The sequence below is a fragment of the Acidovorax sp. genome, from assembly GCF_046339755.1.
In the GTDB taxonomy this organism is placed as follows: Bacteria; Pseudomonadota; Gammaproteobacteria; order Burkholderiales; family Burkholderiaceae_C; genus Acidovorax.
In genome coordinates, this window is sequence record NZ_JBKDTZ010000020.1 from 1 (window position 1) to 22,165 (window position 22,165).

General features: G+C 69.8%; 22 protein-coding genes and 1 pseudogene. 15 read left to right on the plus strand and 8 right to left on the minus strand.

The genetic code is table 11. The features are described from left to right. Window positions 1-435: 435 nt before the first annotated feature. The gene (locus ACK59X_RS01965) at window positions 436-1,224 is read right to left on the minus strand and encodes a GntR family transcriptional regulator (RefSeq protein WP_409954767.1); all 789 of its coding nucleotides are present in this window, start codon (window positions 1,222-1,224) and stop codon (window positions 436-438) included. A gap of 111 nt (window positions 1,225-1,335) precedes the next feature. Here ACK59X_RS01965 and ACK59X_RS01970 point away from each other — a divergent pair, with 111 nt between their 5' ends. Genes ACK59X_RS01970 through ACK59X_RS01995 form a run of 6 tightly spaced genes read left to right on the plus strand, consistent with a single transcriptional unit; the run spans window position 1,336 to window position 7,513 of the window. After that, the gene (locus tag ACK59X_RS01970) at window positions 1,336-2,214 is read left to right on the plus strand and encodes an oxaloacetate decarboxylase (protein ID WP_409954768.1); all 879 of its coding nucleotides are present in this window, start codon (window positions 1,336-1,338) and stop codon (window positions 2,212-2,214) included. Between the two features lies 1 nt (window position 2,215). Continuing rightward, entirely contained in the window at window positions 2,216-3,631 is a 1,416-nt protein-coding gene (gene leuC / locus ACK59X_RS01975; protein ID WP_409954769.1) for a 3-isopropylmalate dehydratase large subunit, read from the plus strand. 14 nt (window positions 3,632-3,645) lie between these two features. Further along, entirely contained in the window at window positions 3,646-4,269 is a 624-nt protein-coding gene (leuD, locus tag ACK59X_RS01980; RefSeq protein ID WP_409954792.1) for a 3-isopropylmalate dehydratase small subunit, read from the plus strand. A 46-nt stretch (window positions 4,270-4,315) separates the two neighbouring features. Further along, complete coding sequence (locus ACK59X_RS01985) at window positions 4,316-5,314, plus strand: tripartite tricarboxylate transporter substrate binding protein (protein ID WP_409954770.1); 999 nt, start codon at window positions 4,316-4,318, stop codon at window positions 5,312-5,314. A 7-nt stretch (window positions 5,315-5,321) separates the two neighbouring features. Continuing rightward, on the plus strand, window positions 5,322-6,497 hold the full coding sequence (locus ACK59X_RS01990; RefSeq protein WP_409954771.1) for a 2-methylaconitate cis-trans isomerase PrpF family protein: 1,176 nt from the start codon (window positions 5,322-5,324) through the stop codon (window positions 6,495-6,497). 44 nt (window positions 6,498-6,541) lie between these two features. Further along, entirely contained in the window at window positions 6,542-7,513 is a 972-nt protein-coding gene (locus tag ACK59X_RS01995; RefSeq protein WP_409954772.1) for a Bug family tripartite tricarboxylate transporter substrate binding protein, read from the plus strand. Between the two features lie 17 nt (window positions 7,514-7,530). Here ACK59X_RS01995 and ACK59X_RS02000 read toward each other — a convergent pair whose 3' ends face one another. Further along, window positions 7,531-8,547 (minus strand): phosphotransferase enzyme family protein, encoded by a 1,017-nt coding sequence (locus tag ACK59X_RS02000; RefSeq protein WP_409954773.1) that lies wholly within the window; start codon window positions 8,545-8,547, stop codon window positions 7,531-7,533. A gap of 71 nt (window positions 8,548-8,618) precedes the next feature. Further along, on the minus strand, window positions 8,619-9,521 hold the full coding sequence (locus ACK59X_RS02005) for a LysR family transcriptional regulator (protein WP_409954774.1): 903 nt from the start codon (window positions 9,519-9,521) through the stop codon (window positions 8,619-8,621). A gap of 101 nt (window positions 9,522-9,622) precedes the next feature. Here ACK59X_RS02005 and ACK59X_RS02010 point away from each other — a divergent pair. From ACK59X_RS02010 to ACK59X_RS02035, 6 genes and pseudogenes are all read left to right on the plus strand, one after another. Beyond that, window positions 9,623-10,894: pseudogene (locus tag ACK59X_RS02010) on the plus strand (alpha-hydroxy acid oxidase). A 231-nt stretch (window positions 10,895-11,125) separates the two neighbouring features. Continuing rightward, window positions 11,126-11,323: a hypothetical protein gene (locus ACK59X_RS02015; RefSeq protein WP_409954775.1), complete on the plus strand. Its 198-nt coding sequence runs from the start codon at window positions 11,126-11,128 to the stop codon at window positions 11,321-11,323. 95 nt (window positions 11,324-11,418) lie between these two features. Next, window positions 11,419-11,604, plus strand: a complete 186-nt coding sequence (locus ACK59X_RS02020) for a hypothetical protein (RefSeq protein ID WP_409954776.1) — start codon at window positions 11,419-11,421, stop codon at window positions 11,602-11,604. Between the two features lie 101 nt (window positions 11,605-11,705). Continuing rightward, window positions 11,706-12,935, plus strand: coding sequence for a sensor histidine kinase (locus ACK59X_RS02025; RefSeq protein WP_409954777.1), 1,230 nt, complete (start codon window positions 11,706-11,708; stop codon window positions 12,933-12,935). A gap of 93 nt (window positions 12,936-13,028) precedes the next feature. Continuing rightward, complete coding sequence (locus tag ACK59X_RS02030) at window positions 13,029-13,448, plus strand: hypothetical protein (RefSeq protein ID WP_409954778.1); 420 nt, start codon at window positions 13,029-13,031, stop codon at window positions 13,446-13,448. 4 nt (window positions 13,449-13,452) lie between these two features. Continuing rightward, window positions 13,453-13,911 carry a hypothetical protein gene (locus tag ACK59X_RS02035; RefSeq protein WP_409954779.1) on the plus strand — a complete coding sequence of 153 codons (459 nt, stop codon included), beginning with the start codon at window positions 13,453-13,455 and terminating at the stop codon, window positions 13,909-13,911. 1 nt (window position 13,912) lies between these two features. On the opposite strand, the gene ACK59X_RS02040 is transcribed toward ACK59X_RS02035, so the two are convergent. Genes ACK59X_RS02040 through ACK59X_RS02050 form a run of 3 tightly spaced genes read right to left on the minus strand, consistent with a single transcriptional unit; the run spans window position 13,913 to window position 19,140 of the window. Further along, window positions 13,913-16,708: a DUF6493 family protein gene (locus tag ACK59X_RS02040; protein WP_409954780.1), complete on the minus strand. Its 2,796-nt coding sequence runs from the start codon at window positions 16,706-16,708 to the stop codon at window positions 13,913-13,915. 21 nt (window positions 16,709-16,729) lie between these two features. Continuing rightward, the gene (locus tag ACK59X_RS02045; protein WP_409954781.1) at window positions 16,730-18,088 is read right to left on the minus strand and encodes an SWIM zinc finger domain-containing protein; all 1,359 of its coding nucleotides are present in this window, start codon (window positions 18,086-18,088) and stop codon (window positions 16,730-16,732) included. 17 nt (window positions 18,089-18,105) lie between these two features. Further along, entirely contained in the window at window positions 18,106-19,140 is a 1,035-nt protein-coding gene (locus ACK59X_RS02050; protein WP_409954782.1) for a serine hydrolase domain-containing protein, read from the minus strand. Between the two features lie 180 nt (window positions 19,141-19,320). Here ACK59X_RS02050 and ACK59X_RS02055 point away from each other — a divergent pair, with 180 nt between their 5' ends. From ACK59X_RS02055 to ACK59X_RS02065, 3 genes are read left to right on the plus strand one after another with little or no spacing between them, the layout of a single operon-like run. Further along, on the plus strand, window positions 19,321-19,743 hold the full coding sequence (locus tag ACK59X_RS02055; protein ID WP_409954783.1) for a hypothetical protein: 423 nt from the start codon (window positions 19,321-19,323) through the stop codon (window positions 19,741-19,743). A gap of 52 nt (window positions 19,744-19,795) precedes the next feature. After that, window positions 19,796-19,969, plus strand: a complete 174-nt coding sequence (locus ACK59X_RS02060; RefSeq protein ID WP_409954784.1) for a LiaI-LiaF-like domain-containing protein — start codon at window positions 19,796-19,798, stop codon at window positions 19,967-19,969. Window positions 19,970-20,024: 55 nt separating this feature from the next. Further along, window positions 20,025-20,660: a hypothetical protein gene (locus ACK59X_RS02065; RefSeq protein ID WP_409954785.1), complete on the plus strand. Its 636-nt coding sequence runs from the start codon at window positions 20,025-20,027 to the stop codon at window positions 20,658-20,660. 22 nt (window positions 20,661-20,682) lie between these two features. On the opposite strand, the gene ACK59X_RS02070 is transcribed toward ACK59X_RS02065, so the two are convergent. Then, window positions 20,683-21,147, minus strand: coding sequence for a group III truncated hemoglobin (locus tag ACK59X_RS02070; protein ID WP_409954786.1), 465 nt, complete (start codon window positions 21,145-21,147; stop codon window positions 20,683-20,685). 133 nt (window positions 21,148-21,280) lie between these two features. Then, window positions 21,281-22,141, minus strand: coding sequence for an oxaloacetate decarboxylase (locus ACK59X_RS02075; RefSeq protein WP_409954787.1), 861 nt, complete (start codon window positions 22,139-22,141; stop codon window positions 21,281-21,283). Window positions 22,142-22,165 lie beyond the last annotated feature (24 nt).

A 22,165-nucleotide genomic window follows, 5' to 3' on the forward strand; every position in this document is an offset into this window, starting at 1 on the left:
TCGGCCCATGCCAGCGCCAGTTCGGGCAGCGTCGCCTGCGGGTTGTCTCTGACCACCTCGCGCAGCGCCGCGTACTCTGCCGGCGCAATTACGGGTGGTCGGCCTGTCCTTGCCATCGCATTGCTCCTGTGCAATCAATGCAGCAGGATTGTATTTTGTTTTTTCTACACCCTCCAAAAGAAGGTGGGCCAAGAAAAGGCGACCCCCAGGCTGCCCCCTGGCCCCCGGCGAGGGGGACACGGGCAGCGGGGTCGCCTTTCTTTGGGGTACCTTTCTTTGGCGACGCAAAGAAAGGTACCTCGGCCGCCGGGCCGAGACCCGGCTCCCGTCCTCAGCAGAGGCACGTCATCAAAACAGCAGCCTCGCCGGGCGCATAAACCGGCTCCCGCCCTCCATCAAGGCATGTAGTAACCACTCGCGTCGAGGACAAAGGAATCAAGGCACGTCATGCACGATCTGCCCCGCCGTCAACGTATTGACAGTAGCCCCCGGTATCTCCATAAGTATCCGGCTCCGCTCTGCCGGCATATAGGCAGTGAGGTACATCACCGGCCGCTCATCCATGTCGTGCAGCAACCTTACCAACCGCAACATCGGCCCCCCCACCTCGGTTTTGAGCAGCCCCGCGCGCTGCGGGTCGGCCACCACGGCGCTGATCTCCTGCACCACGCGGCCGAACTGCACGCCCTGGGCCATCAGGATCTCGTAGAGCGCCTTCTTCTTCAGGGCCGCCGCCGTGGCGCGCTGGCCGATGTCCTGCGGCACCCAGGCGTCCGTGAGCAGCGCGGGCGCGCCGCCGATGTGGCTGCGCAGGCGCAGCGCGTGCATGGCCTTGGCCCCGGGGGGCAGCAGCAGCAGCGAGGCCACATCGCGCGGGGGCTCGGCCTGGGTCACCTCCAGCACCTGCACCTCGGTCTCCTGCGCGGTCTTGCGCAGGCTGTCGATCACGCTCAGGCTGGGCACGCGGCGCGGCAGCGGCAGGTTGGGCGCGACGAAGGTGCCCTTGCCATGCCGCCGCTCCACCAGGCCCTGCGCCGCCAAATCAGCCAGCGCGCGCCGCACCGTCACGCGCGACACGCCGAAGCGCTCGCACAGCGCCTCCTCGCCGGGCAGCGCGCCGTCGGCGAACAGGCCTTGCGAGATCTGGTCGCGCAGCACCAGGAACAGCTGGCGGTGCAGGGAGGTGCCCTTGGCGGTGGCGAAAGCGGGAGTCGGTGAATTCATGGTGCCCCGAGCATAGCGGGTTGACTTGTTGTTATGTTGTACTATACTGAATACAACTTGCGACGAAGCACTGCCCAACGCGCAAGACCACTACACCCTGGAGACAACACGATGACGATGGGCACTCCCGCTCCCACCCTGCGGCAACAGCTGGCCGCCCCCGGCATGGTCATCGCCCCCGGCGCCTATGACGGCATCGGTGCGCGGCTGATCGAGCAGGCCGGCTTCAGCGCCGTCTACATGACCGGCGCCGGCACTTCGGCCGCACGCGGCTACCCCGACTTCGGCCTGATCACCATGGGCGAGATGGTGGACAACGCCGCCGTCATGGCGCGCGCCATCGGCGTGCCGCTGATCGCCGATGCCGACACCGGCTACGGCAACGAGCTCAACGTGACGCGCACCGTGCGCGAGTTCGAGGCGCGCGGCGTGGCCGCCATCCACATCGAGGACCAGGTGGCGCCCAAGCGCTGCGGCCACCTGGATGGCAAGGAGGTCGTTTCGCGCGAGGAATTCGTCTCCAAGATCCGAGCGGCCGTGCAGGCGCGGCGCACGCCGGAGTTCGTGCTCATCGCCCGCACCGATGCGCGCGCCATGCTGGGCTTTGAAGAAGCTCTGTGGCGCGCCAATGCGGCGCTGGAGGCCGGCGCCGACATGGCCTTTGTCGAGGCCACGCAGAGCCTGGAGGAAATGGCCGCCGTGCCCCGGCGCGTGAACGGGCCTTGCCTGCTCAACGTGGTGCCCGGCGGGCGCACACCCAACATCGACCTGCGCGAGGCCGAGGCCATGGGCTACAAGCTCGCCATCCTGCCCGGGCTGATGCTCAAGGCCGCCATCGAGGCGGGCGATGCCGCGCTGGCCGAGCTCAAGGCCACGCACCTGCCGCCCGCCGTCACGGCCAGCGTGGCGCAGACCTTCCGGCGCTTTGGCGCAGACGAGTGGGACGCCCTGCGCACGCGCTTCAATGCCGGCGCCACCATGGGAAGCTGACATGGCACGCACATTGTTCGACAAGGTGTGGGACGCGCATGTGGTGCGCGAGCTCGGCGATGGCTGGGCGCTGCTGCACATCGACCGCCACCTGCTGCACGACCTCTCGGGCCCGCCCGCGCTGGCCGAGGTGGCCGCGCGCGGCCTGCCGCTGCACGACCGGGAGCTGGTGTTCGCCACGCCCGACCACGCCATGTCGAGCCTGCCCGGCCGTGTGGCCACCACCTTCCCGCTGGGCGGGCGGCTGCACGGCGCGCTCAAGGCGCAGAGCGCTGCCATGGGTGTGCGCCTGTTCGACCTGGGCCAGCCCGGGCAGGGCATCGTGCACGTGATGGGACCCGAGCTCGGCATCGTGCTGCCCGGCCTCACGGTGATCTGCGGCGACAGCCACACCTGCACCAATGGCGGCCTGGGGGCCATGGCCTTCGGCGTGGGCTCGTCGGAGAGCACGCACGCACTGGCCACGCAGACGCTGCGCCAGCAAAAGCCCAAACAGATGCGCGTGCGCTGCGAAGGGCGCCTGCGCGCCGGGGTGACCGCCAAGGACCTGGCGCTGCACACCATCGGCCTGCTCGGCGCGGCGGCGGGCGTGGGCCATGCCGTCGAATTTGCGGGCGAAGCCATCGAGGCCATGGACGTGGAAGGCCGCCTCACGCTGTGCAACCTGTCGGTGGAGCTGGGCGCGCGCTTTGGCATGGTGGCGCCCGATGAGCGCACTTTCGACTTCCTGCGCGGCAGGCCCTTTGCGCCGCAGGGCGCGGCCTTTGATGCCGCCGTAGCCCACTGGCGCACGCTGCCCAGCGATACCGGTGCCCTGTTCGACTGCGAAGTGCTGATCGACGCCGCCACCGTGCGCCCCACCATCACCTGGGGCACCAGCCCCGAGCATGCCATTGCCATCGGCGGCCAGGTGCCCGACCCCCGCGACTGCAGCGACGCAGCCCAGCGCGACGCCCTGGCCGCCGCGCTCGACTACATGGGCCTGGCCGCAGGGCAACCCATCGCGGGCACGCCGGTGGACTGGGTGTTCATCGGCTCGTGCGCCAACTCGCGCCTGTCGGACCTGCGTGCCGCGGCCGAGGTGGCGCGCGGCCGGCATGTGGCAGCCGGCGTCACGGCCTGGGTGGTGCCGGGGTCCGAGAACGTCAAGCGCGCAGCCGAGGCCGAAGGCCTGCACACGCTGTTCGAGGCCGCGGGCTTTGCCTGGCGCGAGCCGGGCTGCAGCATGTGCGTGGCCGCCAATGGCGAGCAGGTGCCGCCGCAGCAGCGCTCGGTCTCCACCTCCAACCGCAACTTCGTGGGCCGCCAGGGGCCGGGGGCGCGCACCCACCTGGCCAGCCCGGCCATGGCGGCGGCAGCGGCCATTGCGGGCGCCATCACCGACGCCGCCCACCTTCTGCTTGAGACCGCACCATGAGCAGCAGCACCGGCATGCAGCCCTTCACCACGCTCACCGGTCCGGCCGCCTGGCTGCCGCGCGCCAATGTGGACACCGACGTGATCATCCGCATCGAGCGGCTCACTACCATCGGCGACCGCAGCCGATTGGGGCCCTATGCGATGGAGGCGCTGCGCTACCGCGAGGACGGCAGCGACGACCCCAGCTTCGTCTTCAACCAGCCGGCCTTCCGCGGCGCGCCGATTCTGCTGGCGGGCGAAAACTTCGGCTGCGGCTCCTCGCGCGAGGGTGCGGTGTGGGCGCTGCAGGGCATGGGGGTGCGCTGCGTCATCGCCCCGAGCTTTGGCGACATCTTCTTCAACAACTGTTTTCAGAACGGCATGCTGCCGATTCGCCTGGCGCCCGACGCCATCGAGGCGCTGGCCCGGCAATGCGCCGACGGCGACGCGATGACGGTGGACCTCACGCAGTGCACGCTGGCAGCACCCGACGGCAGCGTGGCGCCCTTCGCCATCGATCCCCTGCGGCGTGAGGGCCTGCTGCACGGCCTGGACGACATCGGCCTGACCCTGAAGGACGACACCTTGATCCGCGCCTGGCAGGCGGCCGACCGGCAGCGGCGGCCCTGGGCCTGGCCCGCGGAACACGCGGCCTGAGTGCGCACAAGCAATTCCCTAAAACGACAAAGTGAGACAAGACAGCATGACCCCTTCGACCTTCTTCAGGCCGCCCTGGCGCGCTGCCACCGCGGCGCTGGCCGCAGCTGCCGCCGCGCTGGCCCCCGGCGCCCATGCCCAGGCGCAGCAGGTGGTATGGAAGCCCACCCACCCCGTCACCCTGGTCGTGCCCTACGCCGCAGGCGGCGGCACCGACGCCACGGCGCGCGCCGTGGCCAAACAGCTCGGCGTGCTCTGGGGCCAGCCCGTGGTGGTGGAGAACATGCCCGGGGCCGATGGCCTCATCGGCTCGCGCCGCGTGATGGAGGCCAAGGCCGATGGCCACACCCTGCTGCTGCAGGTGCCGGCCATCGTGCTCACCAAATACATGCCGGGGCTCAAGGGCATCGACCCGCTGGCGCGGCTCACGCCGGTGACGGCGGTCTCGCAGTCGCCTGCCGCCATCGTGGCCAGCGCCAAGCTGCCGGTGAAGACGCTGGCCGAGCTGTTCCAGCACTGCAAGGCGGCTGCCACGCCCTGCTCGCTGGCCAGCGGCGAGAGCCTGGCGCGCATCAGCGGCAAGCAACTGGCCGACGAGGCGGGCATTGCCAACCTCATCACCGTCAACTACCGCGGCACGGGCGCCATCGTCACCGACATGATCGCCAACAATGTCAACTTCTCGTTCACCGGCATCACCGCCGCGCTGCCGCACCACAAGGCCGGCACGCTGCGCATCCTGGCCACGCAGGGCACGAAGCGCGCAGCCGCGCTGCCCGATGTGCCCACCACGGCCGAGGCCGGGTTTCCGCAGTTCCAGTCCGTCACCTGGTTCGGCCTGTTCGCGCCCAAGGACACGCCTGCGGCCGCCACGCAGGGCATCGTCGCCGCGCTGCGCGAGGCGGTGAAGGATGCCGACGTGCAAAAGACCATTGCCGCCGCCGGTGCCGAGCCGGTGGTCAACAGCCCCGCCGAATTCGCTGCGCAGGTGCAGCACGAGAGCGAGCGCCTGGGCGCCCTCGTCAAGCGCTACCCCCTGGAGTGAACGCACCATGTCCCAGATCCATTCCGACGATGGCCGTGCCGAGCAGACCGAGGTGCGCTGCGTGCTGATGCGCGGCGGCACCAGCAAGGCCCTGTTCTTCCACGAGGCCGACGTACCCCCGCCCGGCCCCGCGCGCGATCGCCTGCTCAAGCGCGCCATGGGCACGCCCGACGTGCTGCAGATCGACGGCATGGGCGGCTCCCGCCTGGTCACGTCCAAGGTGGCCATCATCCGCCGCTCCGAGCGTGCCGATGCCGACGTGGACTACACCTTCGCCCAGGTGGACGTGGACCGCGACCTCGTGGGCTACGACGCCAACTGCGGCAACATCTCCTCGGCCGTGGCGCCGTTTGCCATCGACGAGGGGCTGGTCGCGGTGACCGAGCCTGTGACCACCGTGCGCATCCACAACACCAACACCGGCACCCTGCTCGTGTCCCGCGTGCAGGTTCAAGGCGGCAAGGCGCGTGTGCTGGGCGACTGCGCCATTGCCGGCGTGCCCGGCACGGGTGCCGAGATCTTGATGGACTACACCGACACCATCGGCGCCAAGACCGGCAGGCTATTGGCCACGGGCAGCGTGGTGGACACGCTCACGTTGCGGGACGGCCGGCGCATCGACGTGTCCGTGGTCGATGCGGCCACGCCCTGCGTGTTCATCGCCGCTGCCTCGCTGGGCCTGACCGGCAGCGAGCTGCCGCCCGCCATCTCGGCCGACCGCGCACTGATCGAGACCATCGGCGAGATCCAGGGCAGGGCGGGTGCGCAGATCGGCCTGTACAAATCCTGGGACCAGATGCACCTGCCTGGACTGCCGCTGGCCGTGATCGTGGCGCCGCCCGCGGACTATGCGGACGTGAACCAGGCGCCGGTGGCCGCCGGCGACTGCGACCTGCGCGCGCGCCTGGTTTTCCTGGGCCAGTGCCATGACAGCATGGCGGGCACGGGGTCGATGTGCACGGCCGCCGCCTCGCGCATCCCCGGCACGCTGGTGCACCAGGCCATCGGAGAGCGGTCTGCCGGCACCTCGACTCTGCGCATCGGCCACCCGCTGGGGGTGATGGAGGTCAAGGTGGTGGCGCGGGCCGGTGCCACGCCCGCGCAGACCGCTTTCGAGGCCCTGGGCCTCACCCGCACCGCCCGGCGGCTGATGGCTGGCACCGTCTGTGTGCCTGTCGAGTGAACCGCCCGCAACGAACAACGACTGAATACCGGAGACAAGACACCATGAAATCCAAGCTCGCACTCGGCGCCGCATTCGCGCTGGCTTTCTTCTCGACCGCGCAGGCCCAGGGACTGCTGCCCGCCAAGCCGCTGCGCATCGTCGTCGGCTACCCGGCGGGGCAGACGGTCGATATCGTGGCCCGCAACTTCGCCGCCGCGCTGGGCAAGGAGATCGGCCAGCCCGTGTTCGTGGACAACCGCCCCGGCGCCAATGGCAGCCTGGGCGCGCAAGAGGTGAAGAAGAGCACGCCCGATGGCAGCACCATCCTGCTCGGCACCCTGGGCCAGATGGCCGTGAACCCCACGCTGTACAAGAGGCTGCCCTACGACACGCTCAAGGACTTCGCGCCCATCACGCAGGTGAGCACGGGGGCGCTGCTGCTGGTGGCCACGCCGTCCTTCCCGGCCAACAACCTGACGGAGTTGATTGCCTATGCCAAGGCGCGCCCCGGCAAGGTGGACTTCGCCTCGGGCGGCAACGGCATCACCGCCCACCTGGCCATGGTGGTGCTGGAAAAGCAGGCCGGCCTGCAGCTCAACCACATTCCCTACAAGGGCTCGCCCGCTGCGCTCAACGACGTGATGGGCGGGCAGGTGCCCATCATGTTCGACGCCATGGCCTCCACGCTGCCCCAGGTCAAGTCGGGCAAGCTCAAGGCCCTGGCCGTCTCGGGCCTGCAGCGCAACAGCCAGGTGCCCAACGTGGGCACGGTGGACGAGCAGGGACTCAAGGGCTTCGACATCAGTTCCTGGGTAGGCTTCCTGGCCCCGGCCGGCACGCCCCCGGCCGTGGGGGCTGCCCTGCACGCCGCCATTCGCCGCGCCGCGGCCACCCCCGAGATCCAGGAGTCCATCCGCGCCACCGGGGGAGAGCTGGCGATCTCCGCTGCGCCTGCGGACTTCGGGCGCTTTCTGGCAGGCGAGGTGAAGAAGTGGGGGCAGGCGGTGACGGATGCGGGGGTGCAGATCGATTGAGGGACCGCGGGCGTTGATCACGCAGGCGTGTGCATCGACTCCCAGTACTCCATGATCTCCAGCTGCTTGCGCAGGTACACCGAGGGTATGGCCTGCGCGCCCCACACCGGGATGCGCCCGGCGAACTCGCCCATCAGCCAGATCTGCCGCACGGGCAGAAAGCTGGTGATCGCATCGAAGTCCGCCGGGGCCAGCGGGCGCACGCTGCGGTAGCCTGCGATGTAGCGCTGCCACCGCGTGAGACCCGCCTCGTCGAACACACCGCCCGCCTTCCGCGGAAAGGTGTTCCACAGGTAAACGCTCAGGTCATAGGCCAGCAGGCCGGGGCCGGCATCGTCGAAGTCGAAGAACGAGGCCACGCGCGTTCCATCCGGTCCGTCGGTCACGAAGTTGTTGCCGCCGTGGCAGTCGCCATGGCAGGCCACGCGGGTAAGCTGGGGCAGCAGGGCGGTGATGCGCTCGGCCACGCGACTGGCAAGGGCGATGTAGCCGGCACGCAGGGCGTCGTCCATGGTGGGCGCCGCGCACAGCAAGGCCAGCGGCGCGTGCAGCAGGTGCTGCAGGTCGAGCTGGTAACGGCTGGGCGGCCCCGCGTAGCCCTGGGCCAGTTCGTGCAGCAATGCCAGGCCGCGGCCCGTGGCCTCGGTGTCGGGCACGGACTCGCCGGGTCCTTCGCCCGGGAGGTACTCGAACAGCACCAGGTCGCGCGGTCCTTCAGGCAGTGGCATGGCGATGGAGTCTGCACCGCTGCGCGTCGCCAGGGGTGCCGCCACGCCCGCGCCCGCCGCCTTCAGGTGCCTGAGCATGGCCGTCTCATAGGCCGTGTTGGGCGCACCGCGGGGGCGCTCGGCGCACAGCCGCGCCACCGCGCACAGCCCGTCGGCAAACCGCATCTCATACACATGGTTGAAGCCGCGCCGCATCAGCACACAGTAAGTTACCTTACCCAGTGCGTAGTGCTTCATCACTTGGTGGGCAATGGCCCCGCCCGTAGGGGTGGACTGGGCGATCTCGATGGGGGCAGCAGCGGTCATGGGCAGGGCCTGTGGCGTGGAGGGCCGGGGATTCTGCCTGAAACCAGGGGGGCAGCCGCGCAGGGCGCGTTTCAGAACACGCTGCCCGCCACCGTAAAGTCCGCTTCCCGCGCCGCAAGCGCCCGCAGCGCGCCCACCAGCGGCCGCAGGTCATCGCGCCGGTGGTGCAGCCCATAGCCCAGCTCGCCCAGGGGCACGGGGCTCTTGAGCTGCCGCAGCACGTCGCGCCGCTGCAGGGCCCGGGCCCAGCCCTGGGGCAGCAGGCCGATGCCGCCGCTGTGCGCCAGCAGGCCGGCGATGGCGCCCCAGTGGTTGCAGTGCAGGCGGCGCACGGGCTGGGCGCCGGCCTGGCGCAGCCAGTCGTCGATGAGCTGGGTGACGCCCGAGCCCGGCGGCAGGGCCACCAGCGGGTGGGCCTGCAGGGTGGCCGCGTTCATGCTGCGCACGCTGGCCGCGACCTCGGGCCGGGCGCACCAGGTGAAGGCCGCCTGTGCAATCGGCACGGCGGTGAGGGCTGTTCGGCTGGCCGGGCCGGCGATCACGGCCACGTCCAGCGCACCCTTGTCCAGGCGCTCGGCCAGCGCAGCACCCACGTCCACGTGCACGCTCAGCTCCAGGTCGGGGTGGGCGCTGGCGATGGCGGCCACCAGGCGCGGCAGCCAGGTCATGGCCGTGAGTTCACCCACACCCAGGCGGCAGGGGCCGCGCAGGCTGGCGGTGGGGCTGCCCATCTGCTGCTGCAACTGGTCGGCCTGCTGCAGCAGCGCGCCCGCAAGGGGCAGCAGGCGCGCGCCGGCCTCGGTCAGCGCGGCGCGGTGGCCGGCACGGTCGAACAGGGTCTGGCCCAGCGAAGCCTCCAGCTCGGCGATGCGCTTGGACAGGGATGACACCGACAGGTGCACGCGCTCGGCCGCCAGTGCAAAGCTGCTGCAGGTGGCGGCCCAGTAGAAGGCTTCGAGTTGCTTGAGCGTCATGGCATTTGTTTCGAATTGGCGAATGAACCCATGTCCATAAATTCGCTTTCTTGATTTTCGCGGATTCCGGATACTGCCCTCCATACCCGAACGGAGCCCCCATGCCTGCCCATTCCCCCGCCCCCGAACCCACCAGCGCCTGGCAAGCCTTCAACGGTGCACGCCGCCGCGGGCGCACGCGCGACCTGCTCTCGCTCGACGACTTCGAGGCCGCAGCGCGCCGCGTGCTGCCGCGCCCCATCTTTGGCTATGTGTCCGGCGCGGCCGAGGACAACCGTGCCCTGGCCGACAACCGCCAGGCCTTCGATGAGCTGGCCCTGGTGCCGCGCGTGCTGTGCAACGTGGCCCAGCGCGAGCAGGGGGTCACGCTGTTCGGCACGCGCTATGCCAGCCCTTTCGGCATTGCACCCATGGGCATCACGGCGCTGTCGGCCTACCGGGGCGACCTGGTGTTGGCGCGCGCGGCCGCGGCGGCGGGCATACCCGCGGTGCAGAGCGGCAGCTCGCTGATCCGGCTGGAGGAGGTGATGGCCGCTGCGCCGGGTACCTGGTTCCAGGCCTACCTGCCGGGCGCCATCGAGCGCATCGACGGACTGCTGCAGCGCGTGGAGGCAGCGGGCGTGCAGACCCTGGTGGTGACGGTGGACATCCCCGTCGCCGGCAACCGCGAGAACAACCTGCGCGCGGGCTTTTCCACCCCGCTGCGCCCCAGCCCACGCCTGGCGTGGGACGGCCTGGTGCGCCCGCGCTGGCTGCTGGGCAACCTGCTGCGCACCCTGGTGCGCCATGGCATGCCGCATTTCGAGAACTCGTTCGCCGAGCGCGGCGCACCCATCCTGTCCTCGCGCGTGCAGCGTGACTTTTCCGGGCGCGAGCACCTGGACTGGAGCCATATCGCCCACATACGGCGCCAGTGGCGTGGCGCCCTGGTAGTCAAGGGCATCTAGAGTCCGCACGACGCGGCCCGGGCGCGCCAGCATGGGGCAGACGGCATCATCGTCAGCACCCACGGCGGCCGCCAGCTCGACGGGGCGGTGGCCCCGCTGCGCGTACTGCCCGCCATTGCCGATCAGGCGGGCGGCGCCATGGTGGTGATGCTCGATGGCGGCATCCGCCGCGGCACCGACGTGGCCAAGGCCCTGGCGCTGGGCGCGCAGGCCGTGTTCGTGGGCCGGCCCTTCAACTACGCTGCCGCCGTGGATGGCGAGGCCGGCGTGGCCGCAGCCATCGGCCTGCTGCGCGCGGAGGTGGACCGCAACCTGGCCCTGTTGGGTGTCTGCTCCTGCGCCGAGCTCGGCCCGCAGCACCTGGTGGACCGGCGCACGCCCTGGCCGCTGGCGCTGCAGCCTGCCGGATCGAATCACCCCCTCTGACCGCCGACGGCCACACCCTCGCCATGGCCACCGTGTCCACCACGGCGCCGGCCATGGCTGAGCGCCTGTGCCATAGTGGTGAGCACAAACCCACTCCGCATAGCCATCCCATGCACCTGCAGCAATGTCTCGTCAGCCACCCTGCTGGCCAGCCGGGGGCGGCTGGACGAGGCCATTGACACCGTGCGTCAGGGGTTGGGGCCTGTTCCCCCAGGCGGGTCGCAGGATGGGGTGCGTGACCGGCTCCAGCGCCTGGAGCTCGAGGTGCTGCTGGCGGACCTGCTGGGTGCCCGCGGCCGCACCGAAGAGTCCGCCGCGGTCGCCAGGCAGGCCTGGGACCAACTGCTGGCCAGCGGCCTGGATGCGGACCTCACGCAGCCGCTGCTGGAGCTGGCCAACGGCATTCTCGACGGCCGCTCCTCCGCATAGAACTTCCAGGCGCAGATCGCTGGCCGCGCCGATGCGCGCCACGCAGCAGTGAAAAAAAGCGGGCTCGCGCCAGCCAGCTTGCTTGGCGCGGCTGGATGCCCGTGATCCCCGAGCACGGCAGGGTCTGCAAGAAGTCGCTCGCGGCCTTCCTGCGCTTCGCGCCGGGGATGTCCATCACCCACCGGGGCGAGAGGTTCGTGTCCATGCAGCACCGTTTCCTGCGCCACGGCAAGGGGGTCGCCAAGGGCGCAGTGGTGTCCAGGGCCGGTGTGGTGCATTGAGGCCCTGGCGGCAGCGCCGGGGCCGGGGTGCGAGGGCCGGACCATGTCCCAGGACACAGCGGCCTTTTGGCACGCGTGCTGTAATGGCTGCCTCGTATCCCTTGCCCAGGCCCCGTGTGGACGACAGCCCCGCCTCCATAGCCCGCGACATTGCCGCCGTCTCCCGCATCAGCGCCGTGCCGTCGCTGCTGCGCATCGTCTGCGACAACACCGGCATGCGCTTTGCCGCCGTGGCGCGGGTGACCGACGGCACCTGGACCGCCTGCGCGGTGGAAGACCAGATCAACTTCGGCCTGCTGCCCGGCGGCCAGCTCGACGTGCACACCACCCTGTGCAAGGAGTCGCGCGCCGCGCGCCAGCCCGTGGTCTTCGACCAAGCCAGCACCGACCCGACCTACGCCACGCACCACACACCGCGGCTGTACAACATCGAGAGTTACATCTCCGTGCCCATCGTGCGGCCCAATGGGGATTACTTCGGCAACCTGTGCGCCATCGACCCCAGCCCCAACCAGCTGTCCAACCCCAGGACGGTGTCCATGTTCCAGAGCTTCGCCGAGCTGATCGGGCGCCAGCTCGATGTGGAGCAGCGCCAGGAGGCCACCGAAACCGCGCTGCTCGATGCACAGGCCACGGCCGAGCTGCGCGACCAGTTCATCGCCGTGCTGGGGCATGACCTGCGCAACCCGCTGGCCTCGGTGGGGGCCATCGGCGAGATCCTGGCGCGACGCGAGGACGACGCCGCCGTGGCCCGCTATGGCCAGCGGCTGCGCGCCACCACGCAGCGCATGTCGCACCTGATCGACGACGTGCTCGACTTCGCACGCGCGCGGCTGGGCGCCGGCATGGGGGTGCGCATCGAGGCGGTGCCCGACCTGCAGGCCGCGTTGCGCCAGGTGGTGGGCGAGTTGCGCGACGCGCACCCCGACTCGCAGATCGTGGAGCAGTACCGGCTGTCCGGGGTGGTGGAATGCGATGTGGGCCGCGTGCAGCAACTGCTGTCCAACCTGCTCGGCAATGCACTCGCCTACGGTGGCAACGAACAGCCCGTGGGCGTGGACGTCTCGCTCGACCAGGGCTGGCTCACCATCGCAGTTGCCAATGGCGGCGAGCCCATCGCGGCCGCCAACCTCGACCGGATCTTCGAGCCCTTCTGGCGCCCGGTGGAGAGTGCGCCCGGGGGCGGCCTGGGCCTGGGCCTGCACATCTGCGCGCAGATCGTGCGTGCGCATGGCGGCACGCTGCAGGTGCGCTCTTCGCGCGAAAGCGGCACCCGCTTCACGGCACGCCTGCCGGCCACCCAGGGGCCTGCTGCAAGCACGGTGGCATAAGCCCGTGCCCCGGCGCGGGCGATGGTGCCATGCGCGGGCCGGGCGGGTACCATCGCGCAACCAACCTCCTCCCTGCACCCAAGGAAGCCATTCGTGCACCGATTCAGTTTCAAAGCCATCCTTGCCGGCGTCGTGTTGATGCTGCTGCTCCTGCCCGCCATTGCCTATGGCCTGTGGTACCTGGCCTCGTGGTGGTTCCAGGCCCAGGGGGCGGGCGACGCGCAGATGGCCCAGATGGTGACCGAGTTCCTGGACGGCAACCTGGGCACGCTGGCGCTGCTGCTGGCGGGCGGGGCCATGTGCATACCGGGCGGCTACGTCACGGCGCGGCTGGCGCCGGCGCACCCGTATGCCAACAACCTGGTGGTGGCGCTTTTGCTCACCGCCATCTCCATCGGCCTGGCCATCGGCACGGGCTCGGGCTGGGACTGGTGGTTCGACCTGGCCAATGCCTTCTTCACCGTGGCGGGCTGCTGGTTCGGGGGCTGGCTGGTGGCGCGGCGCAGCCGCTGAGCGCATGCCCCAGCGCGAAGCCCTGGTGATCGACCCCGGCGATGGGGCGATGGTGCTGCGGCCATCGGGGCGCGCCTGGCGCAAGGGGTTGGCACAGGCCGATGCCCAGGTGCAGATGGCCGAGTTCTTCAAGGGCACCCGCGAGCGTGGCAATGGCTATGCGTGGTTGTCGTTCAGCGGCTTCGAATTCGGCGGCATGCCGTGCTGGCTGTCGGTGGGCTTTCACGAAGGGCTGCTGAACATGGTGCTGCTCGGCGTGGGCCTGCCCGGTGCCGAGGAAGAGGACGGCTGGCCCACGCAGAAGGCCATCGACAACGAGATCGCCTTTGTGCGCCGGGCACTGGGCAAGCAGCTGGGGCGCACTTTTGGCCATGCCCCGGAAGCCTTCCCCTGGGGCACAGCGTGGAGCCGCTTCGACCCCAAGGGCTTCATGGCCAGTGCGGGCGTGGACTACCGCGGCTGACCTACTTGCCCAGCAGCTTCTGCTGCGCCGCCTTGCCCTTGGCGCTGGGCTTCATTGCCGCCAGGGCGGCCGTGGTGCTGGCGGGCAGGGCCAGGCCGTGGGCCAGGTGCAGCTCCAGCAGCAGTTCCAGCAAGGGCGCCAGGTCCTTGCGCCAGGTGGCACCAGGGGCCTCCACCATGGCACACAGCAGTGCGAAGACAACACCCGGCATGGGGCCGCCGGCCTGCGCCGCAGCCGCCAGGCTCTTGGCATAGCGCGCGCCTTTGACCAGGGGTGTGGCCCACAGGCGCGCCAGCGTGTCGCCGAGGGCGGCCATGCCCATGCGCCCATCCTGCGCAACCTGCACCAGCGCATCCACCGCCAGCGCGGTCTGGCCGGGCTCCTTGCCGGCCAGGGCCACGGCCAGCAGCAGCCTGGCCATAGGGCCCAAGGCGCCCATGGGGGCGGGATGGTCCAGCAGCACGTCGAGGTAGGCGCGGTTGTGCCACTGGGCTTCCCACCAGTCCACGTTGTTGCCGAGGTTGAGCGCCCCTTCGGCAAAGAAGGGCTCCAGGTCTGCTGGCAGCAGGCTGGCCGCAAAGCGGATGTGGCCCGCCTCGTGTTCGGTGGCCCAGCGCGAATCGGGCAGGTGTTTGGCGCACAGGGCCAGGGCCAGGTGGCCGGGCCGGCCATGTTCCTCGGGCTGCAGTGCGGGCGCGTGCGTGATGTAGAGATCGTGGAAGGTGAACTCCCCGCGTTCGACGTGGCGGCTGACCACATGCCAGTCCAGCCGCGCATGCAGCGGGCCGCCGGGGCCCAGGTCGCCATAGGCGGCCAGCGTTCCGGCATCGTCTGCCTGGGGGGAGCGGATGCGCGCGGCGGCCAGGAAGAGGGGGCGCGCATCGGCATCAGCCGGCACCTGCACCGTGCCGTCGCCCAGCGCGTAGCAAAGGGCCTGCCGCAGCGGGGTGGCCTGGAGCGCCTGTGCTTCGGCCAGGGCAGTGCGGGCCGCTGCTTCGTCCTGGGGGGCTGGCACCAGGCGCATCAATGCCAGCACCTGCTCGGACACGGGAACATCGGCCTTGGCCTGCTGGTACTGCGCCAGGCGCGCCACCAGCTCCCGTGGGTCGATGAAGCCGCCCCGGTGCGTGGGGGTGGACAGGGGGGTGAGGCCCCGGCCCTTGAGCGCCAGGTCGATGAGCCCGTGGGTGCGCGGGCCGAGGAACTGCTCGGCTGCGTGCTTGCGCTGGGCATGGACGCGCATGGCATCTTTCTTCGTGGTTTCGCCGTCCAGTGCGGCCGCCAGCACGCGTGAAATGGCGAAGGGCTGGGACCGGTTCGTGAAATCCAGCTTCTTCGTGCGCTTTTGCAGTGCCAGGAAGGCGGGCTTGTCCGCCGCGGCGATGGGGGCCAGGCGCACCAGCGCCGCAGCCACGCGCTCCCACTCGTCCACATCGGCGGGGTTTTCCAGCACATAGGCCAGGCGTTCGACCACATCGGGGATCTGCGTGATCGCGGGCTGGGCACGGCAGGGGTCGAGCGGGGCCTGCTGGCGGGACTGTGCCGCTGCGGGGGGGGCGGCTGGAGTGGCGGGCGCAGGCGCTGTCTGCACCTCTTCCTCCCCCACCAGCGCGGCCAGTGCCGGCCGGTTCACGGCCGAGACAAAGGGCAGGTAGCTGCGCGCCAGGTCCTGCCCGGCACCGTCCAGGCCCCATTTTGCGAGGAAGGCGATGGCCTTCTTGTGCACATCGGCCGCCGTGTGGCCCAGGGCCAGCGCCGCAATGCCGCTGGCCTGGTGGGCCAGGGCCGCATCCGTGTTTGCCACCTGGCCCAGCAGTTCGAGCGCTGCCAGCACCTGGCCCTTGGCCGTGGCCGATACCAAGGGCGTGGCGGCCTCGCACACGGCCAGCGCGTCCACCCGCCCGGCCTGGTACAGCGCGGCCACGGCCTGCAGGGCCATGCCGGCCGTGGGGGCGATGCGGCTGTGGCACAGGGCCAGGTAGCGTTCGGCCTCCGTGGCCATCTCGTCCACCGTGGGCGCCAGTTGTTCGTGGAAGCGAGAGAACCAGCCCGACTTGAACTGCGGCCAGTCGCATGCCAGCGCGCCCAGTGTTTTGTCGAGCAACTGGGCGCGGGTGTATACGCCGCGCTCGCACAGGGTCAGGAAGGTGTGGCTCCAGGACCGTTCGCTGCTGTGGTTGTACTTGTCGTGCGCGGCAAAGCTGCCATCGGCAGTGCCTTCGTGCTCGAACAATTGCAGCAGGAATGGCGCCATGCCCGGGTCCGCTTCGAAGCACCTGAGCACGGTGGTACTGGCGCGTATGTCGATGGAGAACAGGGCGTCGATGTATTCCTGGGTCTGCGGGCGCTCCACCAGCCCGGCCACGATGGCGGGGTGGATGCGGTGCCGGTAGCTCCATTGGCCATCGGCTCGCACCTGCTTGTCGATGGGCGTGCTGGACAGCGCGGGCCGAAAGCGTGCCTGGAACGCCGGGATGTCCTGGACGTTGATATGCATCCAGTAGTCGCACTGCTCCAGCTTCTCGTCGCACATGAAGCGCGCCATGTCGATGGCGCGGAACGCCCGGTCCGATTCAGCGTCGCTCAGTGTCCTTGCCGGGTCCAGGGGGTGGCGTTTGCCCGCTTGAAGCAGCTCCCAGCGACTGTTCGTCAGGTGGGCCACCGCAGGCTTGGCGGCAGCGCGCTCGGCCGGGTCCATGGCGTCGATCAGGTCCCTCACGGCGGCGATGTCGCCTGCGACGAGGCTCTTTTCGAGCGGGGTGTCTAAGCGTAAGCTTTTTGCGTCGTCAGGTGGCATGAGGATTCGGCGTGGTTCGGTTCAATCCGAAGGCGTGGCTGCCGCGGCCTGCGCCGCCAGCACATGCTTGCACGGCCCGCGCTCGCCCTGGTGCCTGGCAAACCACGGGCAGGTGCAGCGCAGCTCGCCATCCACCTCGCGCACGCGGTAGCCCACGTCGGCGCTCTGTACCTCGGCATCGAGCGGCGTGGTGGAAGCCAGGCGCACCGCGCCGGCCTGCAGCAGGGCGCGGGCATCGGCCAGGCGCGGGTTCAGGTCGTCGAGCTGGGCCAGGTCCAGGGGCAGCACGCGGTGGAAGTAGGCGCCGTGCACCAGGTCGTAGCCCACCAGGCCCGAGGCACCCAGCAGCTGCAGCGCGCGCTCGACATCGGCACCGGGCCACTGCAGCGTGGCCGCCAGGGCATCGCTGCGCAGCACATCCTGCCAGTGCAACTGGGCGCGCACGGTGCTGGCGGGGCGGGCGGGGTCGGCCAGCACCAGCGATTGCAGGGCCTGGCCCTCGCCCGAAAAGCCGCGCCACACCTCGGCGCTGAGCACCAGGGTCAGGCGCATGGCACCGAAATCCAGGCACCAGGCGCTGGCCTGCTGATGCGCATCGGCAAACAGCGTGAGCGTGCGGGCCTTGGGCAGCAGGTTTTCGAGCACACGCAGCCGGCTGCTGTCGGTGAAGCGCACGCCGCCGCCATCGTTCTGCGCCGTGGTGCGCAGGCCTTGCGGGCCGGCCACCACCCACAGCGGCGTCTTGCTGGTCGAGGCCCGGGGCAGGCCGCGCACAAAGCGCAGTGCCGGTATGGCATCCACCTCGAACACCTTGCGCATGGCCGACTGGTAGGTCTGCACCGCCACCATGCTGCGCAGCCAGCGCAGGGGCAGCTCCACCTTCTTCTCCACCACCTGCGCCCCACCGCTGTGCAGCGTGAAGGCGGCACTGCCCACCGACAGGGCCAGCCCGTCGGCATCGCGCACCTGGGCCAGCGCGGCGCGCATGGGCGCGTTGAAGTCGATATTGGTCGTGCCCTTGCCGACGATATCGCCGGCATAGGCGGCCGGCTCCAGGTCCACGCGGATGTAGGTGCTGCAGCAGGCCGAAAAACCCTCGAGCCGCAGCATGCCGCTGCCCGCCGTGACGACCGGGTCGGCCAGCGCAACGGCCTTGGCCACGCTGTTGGCCGGCGTGAAAAAGCGCGAGCCCACGAGCAGGTGCACGGCGCTCAGCAGCTGCGCGGCCAGTTGCGGCTGGTGTAGCCGGCCCTCGAAGAAATGCGGGTGCGCGACTTCGCCGGGCGACGAGGTGGCCAGGCGCAGGTGCGGTGCGGCGCCGCTCCCCACATCCACGGACGAGGGCTCGGCATAGCGGTAGGTGTGGGCGAACTGGAGCATGGGCGGTCGATTCTGGCTCACTTGCCCAGGCGGGCATCGAGGATGCGCTGCAGAAGCTGCCCGAACAGCGCATCGCTCATCACATTGCCGGGAATGTCGGTGTCCACGCGGTGCACCACCACCAGGTCATGGGACGGCACCACGACCACCATGTGCCCGCCGAAGCCCTGGGCCGAAAACGTGCCCTCCGGCACCCGGATGCCCGGCAGGTGGCGCCCGTCCACCGCCACCCACCACAGGTGGCCGTAGCCGCCGTCCTCCCCGGCATCGGAATAGGGCTGCAGGCTTTGCTGGATCCATGCGGCCGGGATCAGTTGCTTGCCACCCCATTGGCCGCCGCGCAGGTACAGCAGCCCGAAGCGCGCCAGGTCGCGGGCCGACATGTGCATGGGGTAGGCGGCGTGTACAGACGCCTCGCCCGTGAAGTACGCGCCGTCCTGCGTGCGCCAGTCCTGCATTTGCAGCGGCTGGGCCAGGCGCTCGGTGAAGGCGGTGTAGAAGCGGGTCTTGGCCTGCGCTTCGTAGATGGTGTTGAGCGCATTGAAGTCCCAATTGTTGTAGTACCAAAAACTCCCTGGCGGGTGGCTGCCGCGTGCCGGGCGGGCCTGTGCCATGGCCGGAGTCTCGTACAGGGTGGGGTGGTACACACCGGAGCGGGCCTTGAGCAGGTCGCCCACGGTGGCGCGTTTTTCAGCCTCGGTCAGCGAAGGTGCGTTGTCGTCGATACCCAGTTCGGCCAGGGTGGCGTCCAGGCGCAGCCTGCCTTCGCCGACGGCCATGCCCACCAGCCCGTTCAGGATGCTCTTGCGGATGGACCGGATGTCCGAGCGGTCCCGCGTACGGCCCCACTCATCGAGCACCTGGCCGTTGACTACCAACACCATGGCCGACGTGCCGATGCCTTTGGAGTACTCGCGCACCTGCGCCAGTTTCGGGGCGGACCAGCCCACCGCTTCTGGGGATGCGATGCTCTCCCACTCGGCACCGGGCACCGGGGCCGTGGCTGGCGCGGCCGTTGCTTGGCCTGCCAGGAGCACCAAGGCGATGCCCACGAACCGCCGCCACGGTGCACTGATTCTTGCCATTGCCTGCATCGGATGCCCTCCTTCCAATGGATTGGTTGTGTTGCCGATACTATCCAAACGCTTGGCCGGGCACGCCGCGTGCTTGCAAAAAAGCCGGCGCCTGTGCGCAGTACATTACGCCCACCACCCACCCTGAAAGCGTTTACGGTGAACCGAATCAACTTCAAGGCCCTTGTCGTGGGCACCTCGCTGTTGCTGGCCCTGTCCATCCTTGCCGGCGTGCTGCTGGTATCGCTGCAGGGCGCGCTGCTGGCCATGGAAGGGCAGAGCGAGGAACAGATCATCCAGGCGCTGGCCGATCTGGCAGACGACGATGGCTACCTGGTCTGGAGCATGGTGCTGGGCGCGCTGGTCAGCGTGCTGGGGGGCCATGTGGCGGCGCGCATCGCGGTCACCTACCCCTATTTCAACGGCCTGGCCGTGGGCCTGCTGAGCACGCTGGTGGGCTTTGCCTTCTGGAGCGAGCTGCCGCTGTGGTTCAACCTGGCGGGCATCTTCGTTACGCCGGCCTGCTGTGTGCTGGGGGCGCACCTGGCGGTGCTGCGCTCGGCAGCCTCCGCAGCCCCATAATGGCTGGCAGAGTCCGCATCCAGCGGTCCGCCACAATTTCGGAGGAACTGCCATGAAGGGGAATGTCGCTGCAATCGTGCTGGTCGTGCTGGGGGTGTTCTTCCTGCTGACCAACCTGGGGCTCATCAGCATCAGCCTCACAGAGCTGCTGCTGACCTGGTGGCCGGTGGCGCTGATCGCCATCGGCGTGGCCTTGTTCTTCACCCCGGGCACCAAGGGCAAGTAGCCTGGCATCCGCTACCATGGCCGCTTGTGGACCAGCCGAGGAGTCACCGCGCAAGTTGACGTCACCGGCGCTGGTGGAGTCACAGTCGCTGGCTGCAGGGGCGGGCGCGGCAGAGAAGCTGGCGCCTGGCAGGCTGGTGGAGGCGGTCAGCGCTCAGGTGCAGGGCGCCAGCGGGCGTGCGGGCCGCAGCGTGGAGCTGCTGGCGGATTTCCAGGCCCCGGCCGCAACCGGCCTGTTCCAGCAGGCGGACGAGGCCGCTGCCGCTGTGGGTGCCGCCGCCGCGGCGCTGCAGCGCATCGACGCATCGGCCCGGCCTGAACTGGCCACGGCGTCACTGAACTACCTCAAGGCGGCGCAGCACCTGGTGACCGGCCTGCAGGACGCACGCCGCAAGGCCGTGCACGCCGAGGCGCTGGACCGCGAGGGCGCGCGCATTGCGGCCGAGCTCAAGGACGCCCGCGACAGCGACCGGCCCGCGCTGCTGGAGCGCATGGAAAAGGCCTTTGGCCAGAGCGACGACGCCGAGGCCGCGATGAAGGAATCCGTCACCCGCGCCAGCGCTACCCTGGCCGAATTGGAACTGCGCCGCTCCCTGCTGGCGGCCCAGCTGGGTTCTGCGGATGCACTGCTGCCCGAGGCGAGTCTGGCCGTAGTCCGGCGCGGCCTGCAGGCCGTGCAGCCGGCGGAGTAGCCCGCCTGCCACGGGGGGGCGGTCACCCGTGGGGTGCCGTATCCCTCTCGCGTGCCTCCGCGAAAGCGGGCTCTGCCCCGAAGTACCCACGGAACAGATTGCGCGCAATGCCATGCGCCGCAATCTGCAGCTCCTGCGCAAAGTCGGGCGCGAACAGGCGGCTGGTGTGCTGCTGCCACAGCCCCACCCAGGCGGCAAAGTGCGCGGGCGTGACGCCCGAAAGCGCCATGTGCTTGCCGAACACGTCGCCGCCCTTGAAGCGCCGCTGCCCCAGCGCCACCGTGCACCAGAAGTCCACCAGCCGCGCCAGGTGCTCGTCCCAGCGGCCATGCAGCGCGGCTTCGAACACCGGGCCCAGCAGCGGGTGTGCGCGCACATCGGCGTAGAAAGCATGCACCAGCGTGGCCATGCTTTCGGCGCTGGGCTCCAGGTGAATCGTCGTCGCTTCGGGGCCTGGGTGGAAGGCGGCGGGATCACGGGCGTTCATGGCGGTCCTTTAAAGATGCATTTTATATATTTATTTTGAGAGGTATTCAAATGAATCTCTATTTTGACCATGGTGCTGGCGGTCTCTTTGACCTGGCGCAAGGGAAGCCCAGGGTACAGCCCTGGGCGCACCCTCAGCTGTAGCGCCGCTCCAGCGCGTCCCAGGCCGGCTTGCCCACGAGCCGCTGGCGTTCGGCGAACGGGGCGACCAGGGCCGGGTCTTCCTGCAACTGCCGGTTGTCTCGCAGCGCCGTCAGCGCCTTCTGCATGCCCGCGACGGCGCCCTGCAGGGCGGCGTTGGCATAGAGCACCAGCCCATAGCCCAGGCCGGCGAGTTCGTCGGCGCTGAAGATGGGGGTTTTGCCGCCCACCACCATGTTCATGAGCTGGGGGCGGGCCAGCCGCTGGGGCAGGGTGCGGATCTCGTCGGCCGTGGTGACGGCTTCGACGAAGAGGATGTCGGCGCCCGCTTCGGCAAAACGCTGCGCGCGCTCGACAGCCGCCTCGAAGCCGTGCACGGCGCAGGCATCGGTGCGCGCCAGGATCAAGAGGTCGCTGTCCTGCCGTGCATCGGCGGCGGCCTTGATCTTGCTGACGGCCTCTTCGGTGCTGATCACGTCCTTGCCCGCAAAGTGCCCGCAGCGCTTGGGTGCGACCTGGTCCTCGAACTGGATGCAGTCGGCGCCCGCGCGCTCCAGCGTGCGCACGGTGTGGCGCACGTTGAGTGCGTTGCCGAAGCCGGTGTCGGCATCGACGATGAGCGGCAGGCCCACCGCGTCGCGGATGCGGGCCGTGTGCTCGGCCATCTCGGAAAGACCCACGAAGCCCTGGTCCGGCATGCCGAACCACATGTTGGTGACGCCCGCACCGGTGATGTACAGGGCCTCGTAGCCCAGGTCTTCGATGACCCGGGCCGAGAGGGCGTTGAAGGCCCCCGGCACGAGGGTGCCGCGACGCGCCTCGGCCAGGGCGCGCAGTTGTTGTTTGGTGTTCATGGAGGTTCTGGAGGAAAGGAAGGC